Origin of the sequence: Acinetobacter sp. YH12064 (assembly GCF_013419735.1) — a bacterium.
GTDB classification, from domain to species: domain Bacteria; phylum Pseudomonadota; class Gammaproteobacteria; order Pseudomonadales; family Moraxellaceae; genus Acinetobacter; species Acinetobacter amyesii.
Map to the genome: position 1 here is coordinate 234421 of NZ_VOZP01000004.1, position 23466 is coordinate 257886.

Here is a 23466-nt window from a genome sequence, read left to right on the forward strand (position 1 = left end):
CAACCAATGACGGTATCGTTTAACCTTGATCTCCACCACCAACAGGGACGACTGTTCCTGTCATATAAGATGAATCATCGGATGCCAAAAATAGGATGGCATTGACTTGTTCCTGAATTGTGCCATAGCGCCCCAAGAATGTACGGTCAATGGTTTGATCGACCACGTCTTGCATCCATTGTTTTTCATGATCTGACAATGGGTTGGCGTTTCTAGGTACTTTTCGTGGTGGTGCTTCTGTGCCACCTGTGGCTACGGCATTGACTCGAATACCATCTTTTGCATGCTCAAAAGCGAGTGCAGCGGTTAAGCCATTGACCCCACCTTTTGACGCTGAATATGGCACACGGTTAATACCACGGGTTGCAATTGAAGATACATTCACAATCGTCCCTTGCTGATTTTTAATCATTTCAGGTAACACGGCTCGGCAGCACCACATAGTTGGAAATAATGAACGATTAACTTCCTTAATGATTTCTTCTTCTGAAAACTCTTGGAAGGGCTTCATCCAAATCGCACCTCCGACGTTATTGATCAAGATATCAATTCGGCCATATTTTTTAATGGCTTGGGTAGCAACTAATTGAGCGCCTGAATATGTTTCAAGATTGGCTTTAACAATAATGGCATCGCCATTATGGGCTTGAATATCGTTCAGCGTATCTTCAACAAAATCTGAAAGATCTGCCAATACCACTTGAGCGCCTTCTCGGGCCAGTTGTAGTGCGACTCCACGACCGATACCTTGAGCGGCACCGGTTACAATGACAACTTTATTGCTAAATCTGGCTTGTTCTGACATTAAACTATTCTCCCTTAATTCGCTGAGAATTTTTCAAACAAGAAGTTTGCAGGTTTAACGCCTTCTGTATCTAACCAGCCACGTACAGCTTCAACCATCGGCACAGGACCACAGAGATAAATATCTACATCGCCGTTGTTTAACCAATCTTTTTCAACATGACTGGTCACATAGCCTTTACGTTCATGCTGTGACTCAGGGTGAGCGACCACAGTACGGTATTCGAACCAAGGGAGTTTGCTTTGTAATTCATCGAGCTTGTCTTTTGCCACGATGTCAAAGTCATTGGTTACGCCAAATACAAGACGAACAGGTTGTTCAGAACCTTTTTCTTCAAGCACTTGTAACATGGACATAAACGGCGCAATACCTGTACCACCTGCAAGCATGACCACAGGGCGGACGACATTACGCAGATAAAAACTACCAAAAGGACCTTTGAAGGTCATTTTGTCGCCGGCTTTCGCATTGGCACTCAGGAAGGTACTCATTTTTCCTTCAGGGACATTACGAACCACGAAGCCTGTTAAACGATTGCCCGGCTTTGAACTAAACGAATAGGAACGAGTTTCTTCAGTCCCCGGAATGCCGACATTGACGTATTGACCTGCCAAGAAGTTAATGTCAGGTTGACCTTCATCCAGTTGAATATCAAAGGTAATCGTAGAATCCGACATATTTTCAACACGAGACAATGTGCCTTGAAACTCATGAATTTCAGTTTTACACACGTCAGATGATGCACTGATTTGGAAAACCGCATCTGAACTTGGACGACATTGGCAAGCTAAAATATAACCTTGCTCAGCTTCTTCGGGGGTTAAAGCGTCTTCGATATAAGATTCTTCAGGCATGTCGTAAGTTCCCGACTCACAAAATGCACGGCATGTCCCACATGCGCCATCACGGCAATCTAGAGGGATATTGATTTTTTGACGATAGGCTGCGTCGGATAGGGTTTCACCTTGAGCAACACTAATAAAACGAGTAACGCCATCTTCAAATTGAAGTGCAACATTATGGTTTGACATGGCTGAATATCCTTTTGAAAATCTGGTATAACGTGTCCTTTCAGCCAAATATCCTTCTGGCTGAAAGTAAAACCTTGCTTAGTGAAATAAGCTTTTAGAGGTGATAAATATCAATAACTTGGTTGATATAATCGTTTTTCAGAACAACATATTTGCTGAGGATTTTTGGCTGCTCACCTGAAAAATCAATTTCATAACGTGACATGCCAAAGTAGCTATAGTTGGTTTTGTAGCGGAAACTTAAGGTGTTCCAGTTAAAACGCACCGTCACTTTGTCGCCATCACGTTCAATAATCTCGACGTTATTAATGTTATGGCTGGTTCGGGTATCTGGCATCGTGGCAGATGAACGCTCAGTTTTAATGCGGAAAACACGGTCTTCTAAACCTTGGCGGTCTGGATAATAAATCAAAGAAATCTCAGACTGCGGATCTTCCGTTAGGCGGTCATCGTCATCCCAAGCCGGCATCCAAAATGATGCAGATGGGGCATAGCACTCTAGCCACTCATCCCACTGTTCATCATCTAAAAAACGCGCTTCGCGGTAGAGGAACTGAGATACAGCTTCAATGCTTACGCTGTCTAAATGTGCAGTTGCATTCATGCGACATCTCCTTGTTCATTTGCGACTTGTTCTGCCAATTCTTTTTCTTCAGCGATGGCATGTTTCATGGTTTTTAACCAATATTGATGCTGAGCAAGGTAAAGACCTTCATCTTCGGTTTTGATGCCACTTAATAGTGGTTTTAATCCAATTTCATTGGCTGCATCATCCGGTCCATGAATCCAGTGTTTTGAACCACGGCACATGTCGTTCCATTCCATTTCAATCCCTGCATAACCTGCTTGGCAGGCACGGAATTCTTCTAAATCATCGGGTGTTGCCATGCCTGAGGCATTAAAGAAGTCTTCATATTGACGAATACGACGTGTACGTGCTTCTGGCTCTTCACCGACAGGGGCGATACAGTAAATGGTGACTTCAGTTTTATTGACAGAAATCGGGCGTAAAACTCGAATTTGTGAACCGAATTGATCCATCAAATAGACGTTTGGATAAAGACATAGGTTACGTGAACGCTCGATCATCCATTTCGACATAGGTGCGCCAAATTTTTCGGTATATTCATCGGCTTTGCTAAAGTTTGGACGGTCTTCTGGGTTTGCCCATTGGGTCCATAACAACATGTGACCACTGTCAAAACCATAAGAACCACCACCTTGCTTGCCCCAAGAACCCGCACTCATGGCACGAATATTATCTGCCGCTTGTGCTTCTTTACGGTGCTGAGTGGTCGCTGCATAGTTCCAATGCACGGCTGATACGTGATAGCCATCTGCGCCATTTTCAGCTGTCAGTTTCCAGTTACCTTCATAGGTATAGGTAGATGAACCACGTAAAACTTCCAAACCGTTTTCCGACTGACCTTCGATCATGTCGATAATTTTGGTGGTTTCACCTAAGAATTCTTCAAGGCTTGGCACATCAGGATTTAAGCTACCAAATAAAAAGCCTTTATAACTTTCAAAGCGCGCGACTTTTTTCAAGTCATGTGAACCATCTTGGTTAAAGCAATCTGAATAACCCGCTTCAGCAGGGTCTTTAACTTTGAGCAATTTACCTGAGTTATTAAAAGTCCAACCATGGAATGGACAGGTGTAGGTTGCTTTGTTGCCTTTTTTATAACGACATAACTGTGCGCCACGGTGTGAGCAGGCATTGATCATGGCATTCAGTTCACCATTACGGTTACGTGCAATGATGATCGGCTGGCGACCGATATGAGTCGTGTAATAATCATTGTTATTTGGAATTTGGCTTTCATGTGCTAAATACACCCAGTTACCTTCAAAAATGTATTTCATTTCAAGATCAAATAACGCTTGATCAGTAAATACTGAGCGGTGCAGTTTAAATTCACCAGTGTCAAAATTATCGACAAGAAGTTCATCAATACGATCTAGATGGCTGGTGTTAATTACAGGAATACGTGGCATGTCCATTCTCCGACTGTCCAATGAGGGGATAGTCACCGAGTTGTCAAACTTGGATGAGACAGCTCGGCTTCCTTAGATTGAGTAATTAAGCGCTAGCGCGTCGACGATCTACTTCAGTATTTGGTGCAGCAGCTTGTTCTTTAACTAACTCAACATTAAAGCTAATGTGCTTAAACGGTTGGTTTAGACCACGACGTGCAATTTCAGCTTCGTCTGTGATATCAACAGCAGTTGCCACCAGGCCATCACGAGTTGCAAAGGCAAAGTCGTCCCAAAGGTATTTATCACCTTCGATGTTGAATTGAGTGGTTAGCTTGCGGTAACCTGGTGCAGAGATAAAATAATGTACATGTGATGGACGGTTACCATGACGGCCTAATTTGTCTAAAACAAATTGAGTTGTACCTTCTGGAGGGCAGCCATAACCAACGGGCATCGTAGTTTGTGCAACATATTTACCGTCTTGGTCAGAAAGAATCGTACGGCGAAGGTTAAAGTCAGATTGAGACTTATCAAAGAAAGAATAGTTACCTAGGCTGTTGGCATGCCAAATTTCAACTTTAGCGCCTTCAATGATGTTGCCTTCGGTATCTGTTACCGTACCTTCAATAAACAGAGTTGGAATTTTATCGGTTTCCGTACCATCGTCCATACGAGCAAAGCCCACTGATTCAGGTGCGCCAGCCACATATAAAGGGCCTTCAATGGTACGTGGTGTACCACCTGTAATACCTGCTTTCGCATCAGCTTCATCCGCACGTAAATCAAGATAGTGCTCTAAACCTAAACCAGCGGCTAAAAGACCTAATTCGTTTGCTTGACCCGCGTCTGTGAAATACTCTAGACCTTTCCATAGTTCAGTTTGAGTAATATCCAGATCTTCAATCGCTTGGAATAAATCACCCAATAAACGTACCACAACTTGCTGTACACGTTGATCAACAGGCCCTGTCGCTGTATCTACGTTCATTTGTTTAACCAGAACATCAATCTCTTGACGGTTCATACTATATCTCCTTAAGTATGCATTTAAGTTTGGGTGGCTATCACTCGATAAAAGAGGTCTTTGGCTGCCACGTTCCTTGTTTGGTTGTCTAACAATACTTTTTAAGTTGTTTCGTGTAGCGGCTGAAGCTTCTTTCAGGTAATGCGCTGCACGATGTTTTTGATCTGTTGGATGGGATTAAATTTGCTTAATCCTGTCTATGTGATATACCTTAAAAGAATAAAATCTTCACGTCGAAGATCAAATTTGCATTTTATTATACTTAATAGGTATTGATGGCCATGGAACTAAGACACTTAAGATACTTTGTCGCGGTGGTTGAAGAGCAGAGTTTTACCAAAGCGGCAGAAAAACTATATATAGCTCAACCACCTTTGAGTCGGCAGATTCAAAATTTGGAACATGAGCTTGGAATTCAGTTATTTGAACGAGGTAGCCGTCCGCTTAAGACTACAGAAGCAGGTCAATTTTTTTATCATCATGCTTTAAAACTTTTGTCTAATGCAGAAGAAATTAAATCGATGACGAAACGAATCGGTTTGACAGAAAGAACAGTGACAATCGGTTTTGTGAGCTCTTTATTGTTTGGTTTACTCTCGAATATTTTGTATTTATTTAAACAACAACATCCACATTTAAAAATAGAAATGGAGGAAATGGCCACCACAGAACAAATAAAAGCATTAAAGGAAGGTCGTATAGATGTCGGCTTTGGGCGTTTGCGTATTTCAGACCCCGCGATCAAACGGGTTTTACTGCGAGAAGAACGCTTAGTAGTAGCCTTACACGCTAGTCACCCTTTGGCACAAAAAAAGGAAGGGGTATATCTTGCAGATCTGATCGATCAGCAATTGATTTTTTACCCAAATCACAACAAACCAAACTTTTCGACCCAAGTGCGTGGCATATTTTCAGAGTATGGTTTGGAACCTAAAAAAGTACGTGAAGTACGTGAATTACAACTGGCCTTGGGCTTTGTTGCAGCGAATGAAGGAGTTTGTATCACCCCAATGAGTGCCCAAAGTGTGCAATTAACACATTTAACATTTGTTCCGATCTTAGATGAAGCCGCGATTAGTCCTATATTTATGGCTGTACGTCATATGGATGAAAGCGAAGATATTCGTGGTTTATTTGATAGTGTTTATCAAGTGTATGATTTAGAAGCGATTCCATATGATCGTGCTGTGTTTTGAGTATGTTGTCGCTAGACGTTCAGATGAACTGCACATATGAAATGATCTATTTAAATAAAGCGGAATCAAGGGATTAATTTGTATTCAACTTTTTAGGTATACAAACATGCCTAATCGGTTTTGGACATTAAGCACCGACTTATTCATTGTGAAAAGCGAATTTTACAAGCTTCACAATTAGGAGGTGGGCTATGCAAAACCAGAAAATTAATATTAATACCTTGGTTGATGAAGCCAAATTTACGCCATTTCATTGGGGTGTTTTGATTTGGTGTCTTTTGATTATTATTTTTGACGGTTATGACTTGGTGATCTATGGCGTTGCCTTACCTTTGTTGATGCAAGAGTGGTCATTATCTGCGGTACAAGCCGGCTTACTGGCAAGTACGGCTTTATTTGGCATGATGTTTGGTGCCATGTGTTTTGGCACACTGTCGGATAAAATTGGTCGTAAAAAAACCATTATGATCTGCGTCGGTATTTTTAGTGGTTTTACCTTTTGCGGCGCTTTTGCAAGTACTCCCGTTGAATTTGGTATTTTACGTTTTCTTGCCGGTCTAGGCATCGGTGGCGTTATGCCGAACGTTGTCGCATTAATGACAGAATACGCGCCAAAACGTATACGCAGTACCTTGGTTGCACTAATGTTTAGTGGTTATGCCATAGGTGGTATGGCTTCAGCGTTATTGGGTGCTTGGTTAGTGCCTGTATATGGCTGGAAAATCATGTTTTATATTGCAATTATTCCATGTCTTGCATTGCCTTTAATTTGGAAATTCCTCCCTGAGTCATTGATGTATTTAACCTCAAAGCATCAAACAGATACGACTCGAACAATTGTCTCTAAAATTGCTCCTGAACAAGTCCTCACAACGGATACTCAATTTGTACTCAATGAAGTTTCTGAAGAAGACAAAGCACCGTTAAAAGCATTATTTCAACAAGGGCGTAGTTTCAGTACGTTTATGTTCTGGATTGCATTTTTCATGTGCTTATTGATGGTTTATGCACTTGGAAGCTGGTTACCAAAATTGATGATTCAAGCCGGCTATTCGCTTGGTGCAAGTATGATTTTCCTCTTTGCACTGAATATTGGTGGAATGGTAGGTGCTATTGGTGGTGGTGCTTTGGCAGACCGCTTCCATATCAAAAAAGTACTGAGCATCATGTTCATGTGTGGCGCTTTGGCTTTAATCTTACTGGGCTTTAACAGTCCGCAAATGGTTCTGTATACCTTAATTGCTGTAGCAGGCGCTGCTACCATCGGTTCACAAATCTTACTTTATACCTTTGTCGCACAATACTACCCAACCACGGTACGTTCCACAGGTATGGGCTGGGCATCGGGCATTGGACGAATTGGTGCAATAGTTGGACCGGTACTTACTGGTGCGCTGTTAACCATGAATTTGCCGCATCAAATGAACTTCTTGGTGATAGCTATTCCCGGTGTCATTGCTTCTTTAGCAATATTTATGGTGAATTTGCAAGCGTCTGTAGAGGCATCTACTCAAGGTCAATCGCCAAAACTCAATACGCAAGCTATCAAAAATCCAGCGAATTAAGCCGATATTTAAAGATTTAACATTACCCCAAAATTTTAAGTTTCTAGGCCCTGATGCACAGCATGAGGGCTAGTGGGAAATTGTGACAAAAAATAAGGAAAGGGCATCGCCCAAATCGAGGTCAGGATGAAAACTCAAAAGCTAAATTTAGTCAAAAAAACCTTTAAAATTAAACTTATGATACTAGCTTGTGCAGCCGCGTTCCCCATGGGGACACATGCGGCAGTCAGCGAGGCTGAAGTTGAACAGTTGCGTGAAGAAGTCAAAGCGTTAAAAGCCATGATGCAGCAATATATACAACAACAAAACACCTTGTCGAGTGAAATCAAAGATGTAAAACAACGACCTGTAGTTGCTGCACAGACTCAAACACCGAGCCTGAGTTTAAATACCAAATCGGGTGCTGAGTTTAGCTTGTATGGCAATGTGCGAGCAGATGCATCTTATCAGGCAGAAGGCGGCAGCTTATCTCGCCTGTATAACCAAATGAATAGTGTTCCGCTAGAAGGGAATGCTGAAAGTTCAGATCGTTTAAAAGCAACACTTGCTGCCACACGTTTAGGCCTAGACTTTAAAACGCCGACTCAAGTGGGCGATATAGGCGGTAAAATTGAAGTCGACTTTTTGGGCGCAAATGATGGACTGCGGATTCGTCATGCCTATTTGACCTATGGTGATTGGTTGGTGGGGCAAACATGGTCTAACTTTGCTGTACCTGATTATATGCCTGAAACCATTGATGCATTGGGCTATGTCGGTGGTGCTGTTAAACGTACACCGCAAGTTCGCTATAGTCACAAATTTAGTCCAGAGACAAATCTAGTACTCGCTGCAGAAGATTCTAAGGATGACAGCTCAAATATGCGTTTGCCTGCATTAACAGCGCGGTTAAACCATAAAATGACAGATACACTCATGTTGAGCGCACGTGCGATGGGTGCTGAAAAGAAAACGGATACGGATACAGAAACCGCATGGGGACTTGGTCTGGGCGCAAAACTAGATTTGACGGATAAAACAGTGTTCAAAGCGGATTATTACCATGTCAAAGGCGACAGCAGTTTTGTGTCATGGACCAACCAAGGTTTTGTGACCAATGCGGATAAAGACATCATCGCCACCAATGAATTTGACTCGATTACAGTAGGTTTAACTCAACAAATTTCAGCACAATGGCGCGGAACATTGGGCTATGGTTATATGAAAGCAGATAACAATGCAGATTATGTCAACTCATTAGTCGATAAAACCAAGGCCAATAAAAACTTGTGGCAAGCTTGGGCAAATGTATTTTACAGCCCTGTTAAGCCGATTAGTTTAGGTCTGGAATATGTCTATGGTGAACGTGAAGCTTTTGGCGCTACACCAAATGGCAGTACTAAGGGTGAAGATAACCGAATCAATGCGGTCGCGATGTACAACTTCTAATGCTATTACAGAGAATAGTTTAATTTAAATTGCCTTAGAAATTTCAATATCAATTTAACGAGAGCGTGATTGGAAGTATGTTCAGGTTTTGACATCTGACTTTCCGACAATCTTTCAATGCGTACTCTTAATCAATACACGCCCTTGATCTTCTCAGATTGAGGGCTTTTATCTTATTTAGAAACTTTTATTTTTTGACTAAAAAATATAATTATCTGTTTTATTTCATTTAACAAATCATTTGAATATAAAAATACGAAGAAGAATATTGATAAAAATCATGAATTTTGAAATATTTTGATACATACATGATGATAAAACACACTACAATCCTTGCCGTCAAATTCGTTTCACTTAGAAGACGCAATCATGGATGTCCCTCAATTTTCCAAATATAACAACACGTCACTTAAGCTTTTAAGCCTGATGATGCTTACTGCAATGGCACAATATAGTGTTGCAGATAGCAATGTATTACCTGAAATCACCATTAACGTTGAACAAAGTTCAATGGATGAAAAAATAAAAAAAGCACTGACTAAAGTAAATGGTGCAACCAATGCGATCGTTGCAGCAGACATTCAAGATGTACCCAAGCGAACAAATGCTGATTTATTTAAAAATCAACCGGGGATATACGCGGCATCTTCAGGAAATGAAGGGGTGAAACTGTCGATACGTGGCTCGGGGATCAATCGTGCACCGGGGGCGCATGCTTCAGGGTTGTATGTAACCTTAGATGATTTGCCATTTACAGGGCCAGGAGGAACACCTTATGAACTGCTTGAGCCGCTGTGGGTAGACCATATAGAGGTTTTACGGGGGGCTAATGGTTTAACACGTGGTGCATTAAGCTTGGGTGGTCTAATTAACTATGCTAGCCCAACTGGAAAAAATGCAGCTAAATTGTCAGTGCACCATGAAATGGGTAGCCACGGTTATCAAAAAAGTGAAATCAGTTCAGGACAACAAATCGGTGACTTAGACTATTATCTTTCCTTAACACAAAGTGATGATGACGGTTTTCAAGATCATGCTTCAAGCCAGAGCAAAGGTTTATCGGCCAATGTGGGATATAAAATAAACCCTAACCTAGATACACGTTTTTATCTGCGTTACCGAGAGACTGAACACCAAACGCCGGGACGTCTAACCCAACAACAGATTGAACAAAATCCAAAACAAGCAGTAGCCCAAAATATCTCGCTGAATAATAATCGTCCGCAGCCGGGAAGTCTTTGGTTGGCGAATAAAACCAATATGACTTTGGACTCGGGCGATCGTTTACAGTTGGGTCTGGCCTATCATCATTATCCGATGGATTTGCAAGAAGGTTTGTATAGTACCGATGTTGACTATGACGATATTATTACCTTATTTAACTACCAATTTGACCGAACGCTATGGGGGCATGAAAGCCAAAATACTTTAGGTTTTCGTAGTACCACGCATTTGCCAGATGGTCAGGTCGTTGAACGCTTGCGTGTAGCGCAAGGCGCCTATGCTGCGGGTACAGAAACGCGGCATTATACCTACCAAGGTGGTGACTATGTTTTACATTATGCCAATGCCTTGGCACTACACCCACAGTTTTGGCTCGATAGTCGAGTTGCATTGGCGTACACCCATCGTGAAAGTGAAGTGACATGGCCTGTGCAAAGTCATAAAGAAAATATTCGTGAATGGAATGTCCTGCCATCGCTAGGTTTTCGATATCAAATCCAACCTGAAACACAGCTCTTTGCCAATGTCAGTCGAAGCTTAGAAGCACCACATCCTTGGGCTTTAATTTGGGGTTCGGATCAAAAGTTCCCCGACGAAAGTGGCGCAGCGACGGGACGCCAAAATGCTCCGATTCATTTGAATAGTCAGACAGCGAATACTCTTGAACTAGGTGGGCGTGGTCAACATGCACTGGGTGAGTGGAATATTGCATATTACTATTCACAGGTTAAAAATGAACTGTTGGCTGTTGAAATCCAACCAGAGCCTAATCCGATAATTTACGAATCGAATGCTTCAGACACCATCCATCAGGGGCTAGAACTCGGTTTAAACAGTTCACTTTGGCAAAATGATGTATATGGACAAGTTCAACTGAAACAAGCCTATACTTTGAATGATTTTCACTATAAAAATGATGCGGTATTTGGAAAAAATGAACTTGCAGGTATACCAAAACACATCTATCAGGCTGAACTGAAATACGAACATCCTTTAGGATTTTATGTTGCGGTGAATACACTTTATGCCGCAAAGGTCGCAACCGACTATGCCAATAGTTTCTACGCAAAAGATTGGCAAATTTGGGGAGCATCATTCGGCTATATGCAACCACAAAAACAGTATTTGGCTTGGTTGGATTTCAGAAATATGGCCAATAAAAAATATGCATCTACCGTGACACCGGGCTATAACGATGCCGGCAAAGATCCTGCTCGTTTAACACCGGGTGAAGGTCGGGCGGTATATGCAGGACTGACGTATCATTTTAATTAAGCATCTTATATTCAAATACAGCGAACAATTGAAAAGCCTTATGCTGCGGATTTGAAAATAAAAAAGGGAGCCAATCAGCTCCCTTTTTTTAAATCTTTGATTGAGTTGTTAAGCAGTACGAGGCATATCTTGAATACGTCGCCATGGCTGAGCTTCTTCAATTTCATACGCCAGTTCAATTAAGGTTTTTTCATCACCGACATCGGCTGAAATTTGCATACTGATTGGAAGTCCGTCGTTTTGCGTTTCTCCCATAGGAATCGACATACCCGGCGCACCCACCACATTTTGAATAGGTGTAAATGTTACATAGTTCTGTATACGCTCAAATAACTGGTCAAACGGTAATTGAGGTGACAAATAGCCAATTTTAGGTGTGGTATGTGCAAGTACAGGCGATAGCAAAACGTCATAATGCTTAAAGATTTCACGATATTGCTGCTGCATTTTCTTTAATCGATACAGAAATAGCGGGGTTTTATAAAAGTTCTTTTTATACAACTTCGATAAACCAACGGTTAAGTGATCTAACTCTTTTGGATTAAAGTCAGCGCCAAAGATTTTCTTGCCAAAGGTACTCAGTAAAAAGGATAACATCCCCCAATATTCACTAAAATCTTCAACAAAGCTTAAGGAAAAAGGTAATTGAAGTTCTTCAACATGATGGCCTAATTTTTCTAAGAGTGCTGCACTATGCATTAAGGTTGCAGTTGTTTCGCTATCTATTTGCCCTGTAATCGATTGCGGGACTAAACCGATGCGTAATCGACGTTTAGAAGGCCCATGAATCATGCCTATGCGTGGCAGCTTTTTATTGTAATAACTTGATTCCATTCCTGCATAGAAATGAGCAGTATCTCGTATGCTACGGGTTAGGACACCTTCACTGATGATATTAATCGGAAGAGAGCCTGCTGCTTCACTGTCATAAGTACGGCCACGGCTAGGCTTTAATCCAATCAAACCGCAGCATGCAGCAGGGATACGAATCGAACCACCGCCATCATTGGCATGGGCAATCGGCACTACACCGGCTGCAACGAGAGCTGCGGAACCCCCTGAAGATGCACCGCAGGAATAACTTAAATGCCAAGGGTTATAGGTGGCTGATCCATCTTTATATTCGGTGCTGGCATTTAGACCAAATTCAGGGAGCTTGGATTTTCCTAATACGACAAACCCTTGATCTAAGATTTGTTGGCTAATTTGAGGATTACGATCGGCTGGTTTTGAACCGATGGCCTTTGAACCATGGCGTGAGGGCAATCCTTGATAATCTAGATTATCTTTAAAGAAAAAAGGGACACCCGCAAAAAGACCATGTTCAACATATTGATTTTGCTCTAAAGCACGCTGAAAACAGTCCAGTTCAATGGCATTTAGATGCGGGTTCACTTGTTCCGCACGTGCAATGGCCGCTTGTGTTATTTCTTGCACGGAGGCTTCTTTAGATTTGATGAGCTGTGCAATCCCCACAGCATCCAGATCTGTGAGTACATCCGAACTAAAGGCATGTATGCGTTGACTGTGTTTTTGATCTTCCATGAACTAACCTATTTGTTTTTTGAATTTTGGTAAATATTGAATGAATTCATTGTTATCTCAACAACAAATATATGTATTTGAACAATATCTGTTTGAGCATAATAATGACAATAAAAATTGTCAAATATTCGTCTGATCTGAGGAAAGTGCAGAGATTGTACTAAGGAGGGCATCTAAAGCCTGTTGAATCTCATCCTTCCATGCAAAGGAACAATTTAAACGGATATATTGAGTTTTGGCTTCTGATACGTTAAATAAACGGCCTGGAGCAACGCCAATCTGCTGTTGAATTAAGGCTTCATAGACTGCCATACTTTCAACATTCTCCGGTAATTTTAACCAAAGAAAATAACCACTTGGATGATATTGTAATTTGCATCCAGTCGGTAGGCGGCTTTCTAAATAACGGTAAAACTGTAATTTATGTTGCTGTAGACTTTTTCTTAAGACCCGTAAATGTTTTTCATAATGATAATTTGAAATAAATTCCACCAAGGCATTTTGCAATAAGGTATTGACGGAAATAGTACTCATGAGTTGTAAGTGTTGAATCGCTTGAGAGTATTTACCTGCATGCACCCAACCCACTCGAAATGCAGCACCTAACGTTTTAGAAAAAGATGAGCAGTGTAAGACCATATTATTTTGGTCAAAGTATTTCATTGAAACAGGTTTCTTAGACGCATAATGCATTTCTTCATACACATCGTCCTCAACTAAATGCACATGATATTGGTGTAATAACACGGCAATTTTTTGCTTGATTTCATCACTCACTGTGAAGCCCACAGGATTATGCGAATTCAGCATCAGCCAACAGATCTTGACGGGATAAGTTTTTAAAATATGTTCAAATGCGGTTAAATCAAAACCGTCTTGTGGATGTTCAGGTAAGGTCACCACTTTAAGGCCTAAGCGCTCTGCAGCTTGCAAGGCGCCATAGAAAATATTTTGCTGTAACACAATATAGTCACCCGGTGAAGCTATGGCCTGTAAGGAAAGATTCAGTGCATCCATACAGCCTGAGGTAATCACAATATCCTCTGGATCTGTGGCAATGCCTTGCATGCAATAGCGCTGTGCAATTAACTTACGTAGGGCTAAATTACCAGGTGGAAGATTATCAATGGCATCGTAACTTTTGGAATTTCGGGAAATTTGCCCCATGATTTGGGTTAACTTTTTAGAAAAAACAATGTCTTGAGCTGGAAAGGCTGAACCCAATGGAAGGATTTTTTCATCTTGTATTGATTTTAAATACTTAAAGACCAGAGAGTTAATTTCAACCGGCGTGTTTAAGGACACGATTTGAGCGTGTTCAGCCTCTATTTCGACTAAGCCTTGCGCCACATAGTAGCCTGATTTTTCACGTGCATAGATTAAGCCACGCGATTCTAACTCCTGATAAGCATTCATGACCGTGATTAAACTAAAGCCGGACAACTGCACTTGTTCACGCAAAGACGGGAGCTTTTCGTGCGCTTTTAAAGTGCCATTTTCAATCAGTTGACGTAGGTGCTGAGCAAGCTGTTCCGATTTATACATAGTCATCAACAAGACAAAGTTCTGTTATAAATATATCAGTAAATGAAACTTTACATTAAATTTTTATAACAGATGAGGCTGTACTGTTATAAGTTTTTTCAAAATCACTGTATCTAGTTTTAAGCTTGAATTTTTTATAAGGTGCATTGACCACAACACTTGTGGCGTCAAATGGTATGGAAGTTAGGGAGTTGAATATGTTTAAAGCCAGTGAATTAGAACTGTTACAATATTTACTGGTGGATGTTCCATTGACAGATTCAACGCTGCATCTGTTGCAACAACAGCATACTAATTTAGAAGCGGTACTTTTGCGCAGTCGAATTTTGCGTCAAGTACAGCAAGTGGGCTATGTCAGTATTTGTCAGGAACATATGGATGCCAAGGCTGAAAATGCGGCTTTTTTATTTGCACCTTTTATCTTAGCGAATTTGAATCAGAAGGTGATCTACGCTACACTGCAAAGCCCTGAAAATGTTGCAATATTAAATCGTTATTATCATGCTGAGGCTAAACTTAGCGCATTTAAAGTTGATGATGTTTTATCGGGACTAAATGTCTACATTGAGCTACATAATGAACAACTATCGCCAGCAGAATACTTCTATTTTAGTTTGATCAATAGCTTATGTAATCCGAAGGTTTCCAAAATCATATGTATTACACATCTACATATCGACTTAGAAAAATTAAAACAGCTCGCTGAATTTTTAGATGTTGAAATCCATGTCTTGGCGGATAAAGCTGAACCGATTGACTTTGATCTAAATAAAATCAATATGTTAAAGCTGCTATTTAAAGACAAAGATCAGCAATATATCGATTTATGCCAAAAATTTTCGTTTATTAATGCGAAAATTTTACAACGATTGGGTTTATATGAATTTGATCGTGCGCAAGTCTTGGTAGAAGACATGTTTTATTCAGAACACATCTTTGAAAAAATGTCGGTCTACGGTGAATATATTCAAACACATCTACAGCACCAAGTTAAAAAGCAAAGTCCTGCATAAGCAAGCGATTCAGATGGGCAAGTAATTTTATAGCTGTAATTTGATCACTTTAAAAATGCAAAAAAGCTTGTAAATGTAGACTTACAAGCTTTTTTAAAATTCAAATTTAAACCAATTTTAAACCAATTTATTTGGCCTAATGATCAATTCATTATGAACTGATCATGAGCAAACATGAAATGTAAGATATACATGCAATAGCGAGTTGCAATAAGCGAATAGATTATCGTTTAAGGTAGATAGGAATTATCTGCACCAACGACAAACGCTACACCAATACAGAATAAAAGCACATAGATCGAGAACCAAATAATGGCACGTTTAAAGGCCTTATCTGAAATTTCACTGTCTGCATATTTTTGCGGTTTTTTAGGCTCTTGATTGCTCATAAGATGTACTCTAAATCCCTAGTGGTTATAGGTGATTATTGGGGTATATCGCTTGAAAGCATAGATACAACATTCATCTAAATTTCTATAACAGTTATAGTTTAGAAGAAGCCATCCTGACTTAATCCATTAATAAACTATGATATTGATCGGTTCTTTTTCTCAAAAAGTCCCAGACCAGCTTAATGCGCGGCTCATGTTGTAAATCGACTAAGGTCAGCATCCAAAAGGTATGCACAAAACGAACATCTTGCGCCAAGACTTGTTCTAATTCGGGTTTTTCCTCTGCCAAAAACTTGGGCAATATTGCCAATCCTGCACCCGCACTCACGGCAATTTGTTGTGCCAAAATACTGCTACTTCTAAAGTTGGCATTAAGCTGAATAGGTAAGCGCTCTAAACAATACAGTTCGGGACTATAGACTAAATCATCTATATAGTTCACAAAAGTGTGTGATTTTAAATCTTCTAATGTATGAATGGGTTGCGTGTTTTTTAAGTATTCTTTACTGCCATAAATCTTTAAACAATAGTCTGCCAGTCGAGTAATGATATAGGGGCCTGATTTCGGTCGATCGATGGAAATAACAATATCTGCTTCACGATGTGAAAGCTTGATCATTTTCGGGACAGGAATAAGGTCGATAGTCAGCAAGGGGTATTTTTTGGACAATTCTGCCAAGAGCTGTGTCAAAAATGCTGTTCCAAACCCTTCGGGTGTGCCAATTCGCACACGACCTTGCATAGGTTGGTTGGGTTTTTCGATTTGTAAAAAGGCCTGTTCCATTTGTTCAACGCGAGGAACCAGTGCCAAACCGTCTAAAGTGAGCTCATAACCTGTGGCTTCACGTTTAAATAATGGTGTGCCTAAAGCCAGTTCTAGCGCATGTATGCGTCGAGAAACTGTACTGTGCTCAACACCGATAATACGTGCGGTATTGGTTAGGGTTTTCGCACGAGCCAAAACCAAAAAATACTGTAAATGATCCCAATCTACTTTCATTGTTATTGTCATCCCTGTGCATATTTGCACATCAATCGTGCGTGAATCTCTATTGGTAGTCAAAATTTTCTTTGCTAGTTTGAAGTGAATTGGAAAATATAAATATAAGGCTTTTGGATATTTTCTAAGTCAGTACAAAACAATAAGTGCCTATGGAGAGGTCATGAACACAATGTCAAATATTCAGTCTGCGACGGCTAAATTATTAATTAACGGTAAATTTGTAGAGTCAAACACTACAGAGTGGCAAGACATTCTAAATCCTGCAACTCAAGAGGTTTTGGGTCGTGTTCCAATGGCGACTATGGAAGAAGTGGATGCAGCGATTGCTTCAGCGCAAGAGGCGTTTAAGACTTGGCGCTTAACACCCGTACAAGCACGTATGCGCATTATGTTGAAGCTACAAGATCTGATCCGTAGCAATATGAAAGACATTGCCCGTGTACTGACTGCTGAGCAAGGAAAGACGCTAGCAGATGCTGAAGGTGATATTCAACGTGGTTTAGAAGTCGTTGAGCATGCGTGTTCGGTTGGCACACTTCAAATGGGCGAATATATAGAAGGTGTTGCACGTGGTGTGGATACCTATACCTTGCAGCAACCTTTGGGTGTATGTGCAGGAATTACGCCATTTAACTTTCCTGCGATGATTCCACTGTGGATGTTCCCAATGGCCATTGTTAGTGGAAACACTTTTGTCTTAAAGCCATCTGAACAAGATCCATTATCGACCATGATGCTTGTAGAACTTGCGATTGAAGCCGGTATTCCAGCAGGTGTATTGAACGTAGTGCATGGTGGTAAGGACGTTGTTGATCGTTTATGTACACATCAAGCTATTAAGGCCATTTCATTTGTAGGCTCTACAGCCGTTGGTACACATGTATATAACCTTGCAGGACAGCATGGAAAACGTGTGCAGTCGATGATGGGGGCCAAAAACCATGTCGTGGTAATGCCGGATGCCAATAAAGAACAAACTTTAAATGCCCTCGTTGGTGCAGCATTCGGTGCGGCAGGTCAGCGTTGTATGGCTTTGTCGGTTGCTGTCATGGTTGGTGAAAGTAAAGAATGGGTCAATGAACTGGTTGAAAAAGCCAAAACGCTGAAGGTCAATGCAGGGCATGAGCCGAATACCGATATTGGCCCAGTTATTTCACCTCGCGCAAAAGCACGTGTACTGGATTTAATTCAAAGCGGTGTAGAACAAGGCGCAGAACTGTTGCTGGATGGTCGTGATGTTCAAGTCATTGGCTATGAGCAAGGAAACTTTGTCGGAGCAACGATTTTTAATCAAGTTTCAACCGATATGCGCATCTATACCGAAGAGATCTTTGGACCCGTATTAGCCATTATTCATGTTGATACTTTAGAGCAGGCGATTGAATTGATTAATGCCAATCCATTTGGCAACGGTGTTGGACTGTTTACACAAAGTGGTGCAGTTGCTCGTAAATTCCAAAGCGATATCGATATTGGTCAAGTGGGTATCAATATTCCAATTCCTGTACCTGTACCTTTCTTTAGTTTTACAGGATCGCGTGGTTCAAAACTGGGTGACTTAGGTCCATATGGTAAGCAAGCAGTTCAGTTCTATACACAAACTAAAACCATCACCAGTCGTTGGTTCGAAGATACACAAGAAAAAGGTGAAGTGAATACCACCATTAACCTACGTTAATTTAGGAGTTCAAGGATGAATATTGCCTTTATCGGTTTAGGAAACATGGGCGGAAAAATGGCCCAAAACCTACTCAAAGCAGGTTTTACGGTTTACGGTTTCGACTTAAGTGAAATTGCGATTCAGCATTTTACTGAAGCAGGTGGCATCGTTTGCCACAGCCCACAAGATGCCGCGAAACAAGCAGATGTCGTGATTAGCATGTTGCCTGCTGCCAAGCATGTCAAAGAGGTGTACTTGGGAGAAAATGGTGTATTGGCGGTAATGAAAGCAGGAAGCTTATGTATCGATAGCAGTACCATTGATCCGCAAACCATTAAGGATATAGCTGAGGTGGGTGCTGCACATCAGATAAAAATCTGTGATGCCCCTGTTTCAGGCGGAACTATTGGTGCTCAGGCAGGTACATTAACCTTTATGGTCGGTTCAGATGATCAAACCTTTGAAAAAACCAAAGCGGTATTGGGCCACATGGGTAAAAACATTGTGCATTGTGGTGATGTGGGTGCAGGTCAAATTGCGAAAATTTGCAATAACTTGATTCTTGGTATTTCCATGGCAGCCGTTGCTGAAGGTATGGCGCTCGGTGCGCGTCTGGGGATTGATCCTCAAGCTTTAGCAGGTGTGGTGAATAGTTCGAGCGGACGTTGCTGGAGTTCGGATGTATGTAATCCATGGCCGGGTATTTCAGCAAATGCACCTGCAGGACGTGGCTATACCGATGGTTTTGCAACGCAGTTGATGTTGAAAGATTTAGGATTGGCTGTAGAAGCCGCAGGACAAGTCAAACAGCCGATTATTTTAGGTGGACTGGTTCAGCAGATGTATCAACAGCTGTGTTTACAAGGTAATGCACAATTAGATTTTTCAAGCATTGTGCAGCAATACTTACCTAAGGATGCTTAATCGCTTTGAACACCAATCTAGCCTAGGGATGGCTAAAAATACTAACACTCGTGTCGGAATAACAATAAATTGAGACTGAGGTAGAGAAGATGTCGAATTATCAAGATGTTGCAAAGGCATTTGACTTAAATCATGCTGCCAAAGAAATGTTATCAGGCTCTTTAGAGCAATTAAATGCATGTTATGAATGCTGCGACCGTCATGCGATTGATCAAGATAAGGTTGCACTGTATTGGCAAGGCAAAGATGGGCGGAAAGAACAATATACCTTTGCAGAGCTGCAACAGTGGTCAAGCCAATTTGCCAATTTTTTAAAGTCACAGGGTGTGCAAAAAGGTGATCGTGTATCGGGTTTATTACCCCGTACAGTTGAATTACTTGTGGTGATTTTAGGGGCTTGGCGAATAGGTGCTGTATATCAACCGCTATTTACCGCCTTTGGCCCCAAAGCCATTGAACATCGTTTACACCTTGCACAAAGCAAATTGGTGATTAGCGATGTTGGTAATCGCAGTAAATTAGATGAAGTTGCACATTGTCCTCAAATCGTTACTGTTGCAGATCCAGCGGGTCAAGGGATACAACAGGGAGATTTAAACTTTTGGGATGAAGTCAAAGCACAGTCTACAGATTGTGAATTTGTCTTACAGAGCATCAATGATCCATTTCTTTTGATGTTTACTTCAGGTACTACAGGTCCTGCAAAGCCCTTAGAAGTCCCGCTTAAAGCTTTGATCGCTTTTGGTCAATATATGAAAAATGCGGTAGGGCTACGTGAAGATGATTCGTTTTGGAATATTGCCGATCCGGGTTGGGCTTATGGTTTGTATTACGGAATTACTGGGCCACTTTTACTTGGACATGCAACACTCTTTTACGAAGGTGGTTTTAGCATTGATAGTTTGTGTCAGATCGTAGATGACTACAAAGTGACGAACCTTGCAGGCGCACCGACAGCGTATCGGATGATGATGGCAGCTGATCCTGAACAAATGGCAAAACTCAAAGGTAAATTTAGAGTCGTGAGTAGTGCTGGAGAGCCGCTTAATCCTGAAGTGTTCCGCTGGTTTAAACAAGTCCTAGATGCACCGATCTTTGACCATTATGGTCAGACTGAAGTTGGTATGGTGGTGTGTAATCACCATGGTTTACAACATGATATTCGCGCAGGTGTCGCAGGTTATGCCAGTCCAGGATATCGCGTGGCGGTTGTTGATGAACAAGGGCAAGAGCTAGCTGCAGGAACGCCAGGAGTACTGGCTGTTGATATCAGTCAATCACCGATGATGTGGTTTGGTGGCTATAAAGAAAGTCGTAAGTCACCCTTTGTAAAGCATTATTACCTCACGGGTGATACCGCAGAATTACACGCAGATGGCAGTATGAGCTTCGTTGGTCGTAATGATGATGTGATTACAACATCCGGTTACCGTATCGGGCCATTCGATGTAGAAAGCGCTTTACTTGAGCATGATGCAGTGATTGAAGCTGCGGTCATTGGTGTGCCTGATCCAGATCGGACAGAAATCGTAAAAGCTTTTGTAATTTTAGCTGAGCATGTCACAGCGTCCGAAGAATTAGCAGAGCAGCTAGGGCAATTTGTGAAAAAGCGCCTATCTGCACATGCTTATCCACGATTGGTGGAGTTTGTTCAAGAACTGCCGAAAACCCCAAGTGGAAAAATTCAGCGTTTCTTATTAAGAAATCAAGAGATTGCGAAACAATCCACGCAGCATGCAAGTTAAATGACGTAACGATTAACTCTAAATGAATGCCGAACAATCAGGATCAAAATCAAGCTTTCATTCAGTTCTAATCATTTTCAAACTGGATGGAAGCATTTGATTGATGTACAGGAAGATAAGATGCAATTTACCGAAGAACAATTATTAATTCAGGACATGGCACGCAGTTTCGCACAGGAACAAATTAAACCTCAAGCAGCTGAATGGGATAAACACGGTACCTTTCCCAAAGCGGCTTTAGCGCAGATGGGAGAACTGGGTTTATTGGGTATGTTGGTATCAGATGAATGGGGTGGTTCAGATACAGGTAATCTTGCCTATGTTATGGCTTTAGAAGAGATTGCAGCGGCAGATGGGGCAACCTCGACCATTATGAGTGTACATAACTCGGTAGGCTGTGTTCCTATTGCTAAATTTGGCACAGAAGAACAAAAGCAGAAATATTTAGTGCCTTTAGCACAAGGCAAAATGATCGGGGCATTTGCATTAACTGAGCCGCATACGGGTTCAGATGCTGCTGCCATTAAAACTCGTGCAGTCAAAGATGGTAATGAATGGGTGATTAATGGTGCTAAGCAGTTTATTACCTCTGGACATAATGCAGGGGTCATTATTGTCTTTGCTGTGACTGACCCAAGTGCAGGGAAAAAAGGCATGAGTGCTTTTATTGTCCCTCGTGAAACACTCGGCTATGAAGTGATTCGTACTGAAGAAAAGCTTGGATTACATGCCTCAGATACCTGTCAAATTGCACTAACAGATGTTCGTGTGCATGAAAGCTTGATGTTAGGAAAAGAAGGTGAAGGTTTGAAAATCGCCTTATCAAATCTAGAAGGCGGTCGTATTGGTATAGCGGCGCAAGCAGTTGGTCTTGCACGTGCAGCATTAGAAGAAGCAACCCGATATGCCAAAGAGCGTAGTACTTTTGGTAAACCAATTTTTGAACATCAGGCAGTTGCGTTCCGATTGGCAAGTATGGCAACAGAAATAGAAGCTGCACGCCAATTGGTCTATCACGCGGCACGTTTAAAAGAAGCAGGACAACCTTGCTTAAATGAAGCGTCTATGGCCAAGCTTTTTTCATCTGAAATGGCTGAGCGTGTTTGCTCCGCAGCATTACAAGTCTTTGGTGGTTATGGCTATCTCAAAGATTTCCCGATAGAGCGTATTTATCGTGATGCACGTATTTGCCAAATCTATGAAGGCACAAGTGATATCCAACGTTTAGTGATTGCCCGCAGCTTATAACGTTGTCTTTAAGACATTTAAAACGACAAGGCTTCAGACGAAGCCTACTTATAAATATTGAACATATATAGGGATCTCACATGCAATTTGAAACGATTCTGCTTGAAAAGAACAATGGTGTAGGACTCATTACTTTAAATCGTCCTCAGGCCTTAAATGCGTTAAATAGTACATTAATTCAAGACCTTAATTCTGCCTTGAATGATCTAGATCGAGATCCCACCATCGGTTGTATGGTTATTACAGGTTCAGAAAAAGCCTTTGCCGCTGGTGCAGATATTAAAGAAATGGCTGAACTGAGTTTTCCGAATATTTATTTGGATGATTTTTTTCATCTGGCAGATCGGATTGCACAGCGCCGTAAACCTTTAATCGCAGCTGTCAGTGGTTATGCGTTAGGTGGAGGCTGTGAGTTAGCGCTCATGTGTGACTTTATTTACTGTGCCGACAATGCAAAATTCGGTTTACCAGAAGTGACTTTGGGAGTAATCCCAGGGATAGGTGGGACACAGCGCTTAACGCTTGCTATTGGTAAGGCCAAAGCCATGGAAATGTGTCTGACTGCCAGACAAATGGGCGCAGTAGAAGCAGAGCAGAGTGGTTTAGTTGCTCAAGTCTTTCCTAGAGAGGAGTTGGTCGAAAAGGCCTTAAAAGCTGCTGAAAAAATAGCCGAAAAATCTGTAGTCGCAACCATGATGATCAAAGAGTCAATTAACCGTGCATTTGAAGTCAGTTTGCAAGAAGGTTTACGTTTTGAACGTAGAACATTCCATTCGATTTTTGCAACTCAAGACCAAAAAGAAGGCATGCAAGCATTTGTTGAAAAGCGCCAAGCCAATTTTAAAGACAATTAAAATAAAAAA

Annotated in this window: 19 protein-coding genes; 10 read left to right on the plus strand and 9 right to left on the minus strand. The window is 41.3% G+C overall.

All coding sequences use genetic code 11. From position 1 onward, the window contains the following. Positions 1-19: 19 nt before the first annotated feature. From benD to catA, 5 genes are all read right to left on the minus strand, one after another. Positions 20-805, minus strand: coding sequence for a benzoate diol dehydrogenase BenD (benD, locus tag FTU13_RS05955; RefSeq protein WP_180128013.1), 786 nt, complete (start codon positions 803-805; stop codon positions 20-22). 14 nt (positions 806-819) lie between these two features. Further along, positions 820-1836: a benzoate 1,2-dioxygenase electron transfer component BenC gene (gene benC, locus FTU13_RS05960; RefSeq protein ID WP_180128011.1), complete on the minus strand. Its 1017-nt coding sequence runs from the start codon at positions 1834-1836 to the stop codon at positions 820-822. A 94-nt stretch (positions 1837-1930) separates the two neighbouring features. Further along, positions 1931-2440, minus strand: coding sequence for a benzoate 1,2-dioxygenase small subunit (gene benB, locus FTU13_RS05965; RefSeq protein WP_180128009.1), 510 nt, complete (start codon positions 2438-2440; stop codon positions 1931-1933). Further along, the gene (benA, locus tag FTU13_RS05970) at positions 2437-3834 is read right to left on the minus strand and encodes a benzoate 1,2-dioxygenase large subunit (RefSeq protein WP_180128007.1); all 1398 of its coding nucleotides are present in this window, start codon (positions 3832-3834) and stop codon (positions 2437-2439) included. The genes benB and benA overlap by 4 nt, the downstream gene beginning before the upstream one ends. A gap of 85 nt (positions 3835-3919) precedes the next feature. Continuing rightward, entirely contained in the window at positions 3920-4840 is a 921-nt protein-coding gene (gene catA / locus FTU13_RS05975; protein ID WP_078193335.1) for a catechol 1,2-dioxygenase, read from the minus strand. A 281-nt stretch (positions 4841-5121) separates the two neighbouring features. On the opposite strand from catA, the gene FTU13_RS05980 reads away from it, so the two are divergent. The 4 genes from FTU13_RS05980 (at position 5122) to FTU13_RS05995 (ending at position 11528) form a co-directional block, all read left to right on the plus strand. Beyond that, a complete protein-coding gene (locus tag FTU13_RS05980) occupies positions 5122-6036 on the plus strand; it encodes a LysR family transcriptional regulator (RefSeq protein WP_180023705.1) in 915 nt (304 codons plus the stop codon). Between the two features lie 191 nt (positions 6037-6227). Continuing rightward, on the plus strand, positions 6228-7601 hold the full coding sequence (locus FTU13_RS05985; RefSeq protein WP_180054691.1) for an MFS transporter: 1374 nt from the start codon (positions 6228-6230) through the stop codon (positions 7599-7601). Between the two features lie 126 nt (positions 7602-7727). Continuing rightward, positions 7728-9029: a DcaP family trimeric outer membrane transporter gene (locus FTU13_RS05990; protein WP_180128005.1), complete on the plus strand. Its 1302-nt coding sequence runs from the start codon at positions 7728-7730 to the stop codon at positions 9027-9029. Positions 9030-9398: 369 nt separating this feature from the next. Beyond that, positions 9399-11528 carry a TonB-dependent receptor domain-containing protein gene (locus tag FTU13_RS05995; RefSeq protein ID WP_180107909.1) on the plus strand — a complete coding sequence of 710 codons (2130 nt, stop codon included), beginning with the start codon at positions 9399-9401 and terminating at the stop codon, positions 11526-11528. 108 nt (positions 11529-11636) lie between these two features. On the opposite strand, the gene FTU13_RS06000 is transcribed toward FTU13_RS05995, so the two are convergent. Continuing rightward, entirely contained in the window at positions 11637-13073 is a 1437-nt protein-coding gene (locus FTU13_RS06000) for an amidase (protein WP_168379606.1), read from the minus strand. A gap of 120 nt (positions 13074-13193) precedes the next feature. Then, positions 13194-14618, minus strand: coding sequence for a PLP-dependent aminotransferase family protein (locus FTU13_RS06005; RefSeq protein WP_180128212.1), 1425 nt, complete (start codon positions 14616-14618; stop codon positions 13194-13196). Positions 14619-14815: 197 nt separating this feature from the next. Between FTU13_RS06005 and FTU13_RS06010 the strand changes: the two genes are divergently transcribed. After that, entirely contained in the window at positions 14816-15631 is an 816-nt protein-coding gene (locus FTU13_RS06010; RefSeq protein ID WP_180011811.1) for a hypothetical protein, read from the plus strand. Between the two features lie 230 nt (positions 15632-15861). Here the strand turns inward: FTU13_RS06010 and FTU13_RS06015 are convergent, their stop codons facing one another. Beyond that, positions 15862-16020 (minus strand): hypothetical protein, encoded by a 159-nt coding sequence (locus tag FTU13_RS06015; protein WP_168379604.1) that lies wholly within the window; start codon positions 16018-16020, stop codon positions 15862-15864. Between the two features lie 121 nt (positions 16021-16141). Next, the gene (locus FTU13_RS06020; protein ID WP_078190721.1) at positions 16142-17023 is read right to left on the minus strand and encodes a LysR family transcriptional regulator; all 882 of its coding nucleotides are present in this window, start codon (positions 17021-17023) and stop codon (positions 16142-16144) included. 163 nt (positions 17024-17186) lie between these two features. Between FTU13_RS06020 and FTU13_RS06025 the strand changes: the two genes are divergently transcribed. The 5 genes from FTU13_RS06025 to FTU13_RS06045 all read left to right on the plus strand — a co-directional run bounded on the left by FTU13_RS06025 (position 17187) and on the right by FTU13_RS06045 (position 23457). Continuing rightward, positions 17187-18704, plus strand: a complete 1518-nt coding sequence (locus FTU13_RS06025; protein ID WP_180128003.1) for a CoA-acylating methylmalonate-semialdehyde dehydrogenase — start codon at positions 17187-17189, stop codon at positions 18702-18704. 15 nt (positions 18705-18719) lie between these two features. Then, complete coding sequence (gene mmsB / locus FTU13_RS06030) at positions 18720-19610, plus strand: 3-hydroxyisobutyrate dehydrogenase (RefSeq protein ID WP_180128001.1); 891 nt, start codon at positions 18720-18722, stop codon at positions 19608-19610. Between the two features lie 89 nt (positions 19611-19699). Beyond that, positions 19700-21355: an AMP-binding protein gene (locus tag FTU13_RS06035; RefSeq protein ID WP_180127999.1), complete on the plus strand. Its 1656-nt coding sequence runs from the start codon at positions 19700-19702 to the stop codon at positions 21353-21355. 120 nt (positions 21356-21475) lie between these two features. Further along, a complete protein-coding gene (locus FTU13_RS06040) occupies positions 21476-22603 on the plus strand; it encodes an acyl-CoA dehydrogenase family protein (RefSeq protein ID WP_180127997.1) in 1128 nt (375 codons plus the stop codon). Between the two features lie 80 nt (positions 22604-22683). Further along, positions 22684-23457, plus strand: a complete 774-nt coding sequence (locus tag FTU13_RS06045; RefSeq protein WP_180127995.1) for an enoyl-CoA hydratase — start codon at positions 22684-22686, stop codon at positions 23455-23457. Positions 23458-23466: the final 9 nt, after the last annotated feature.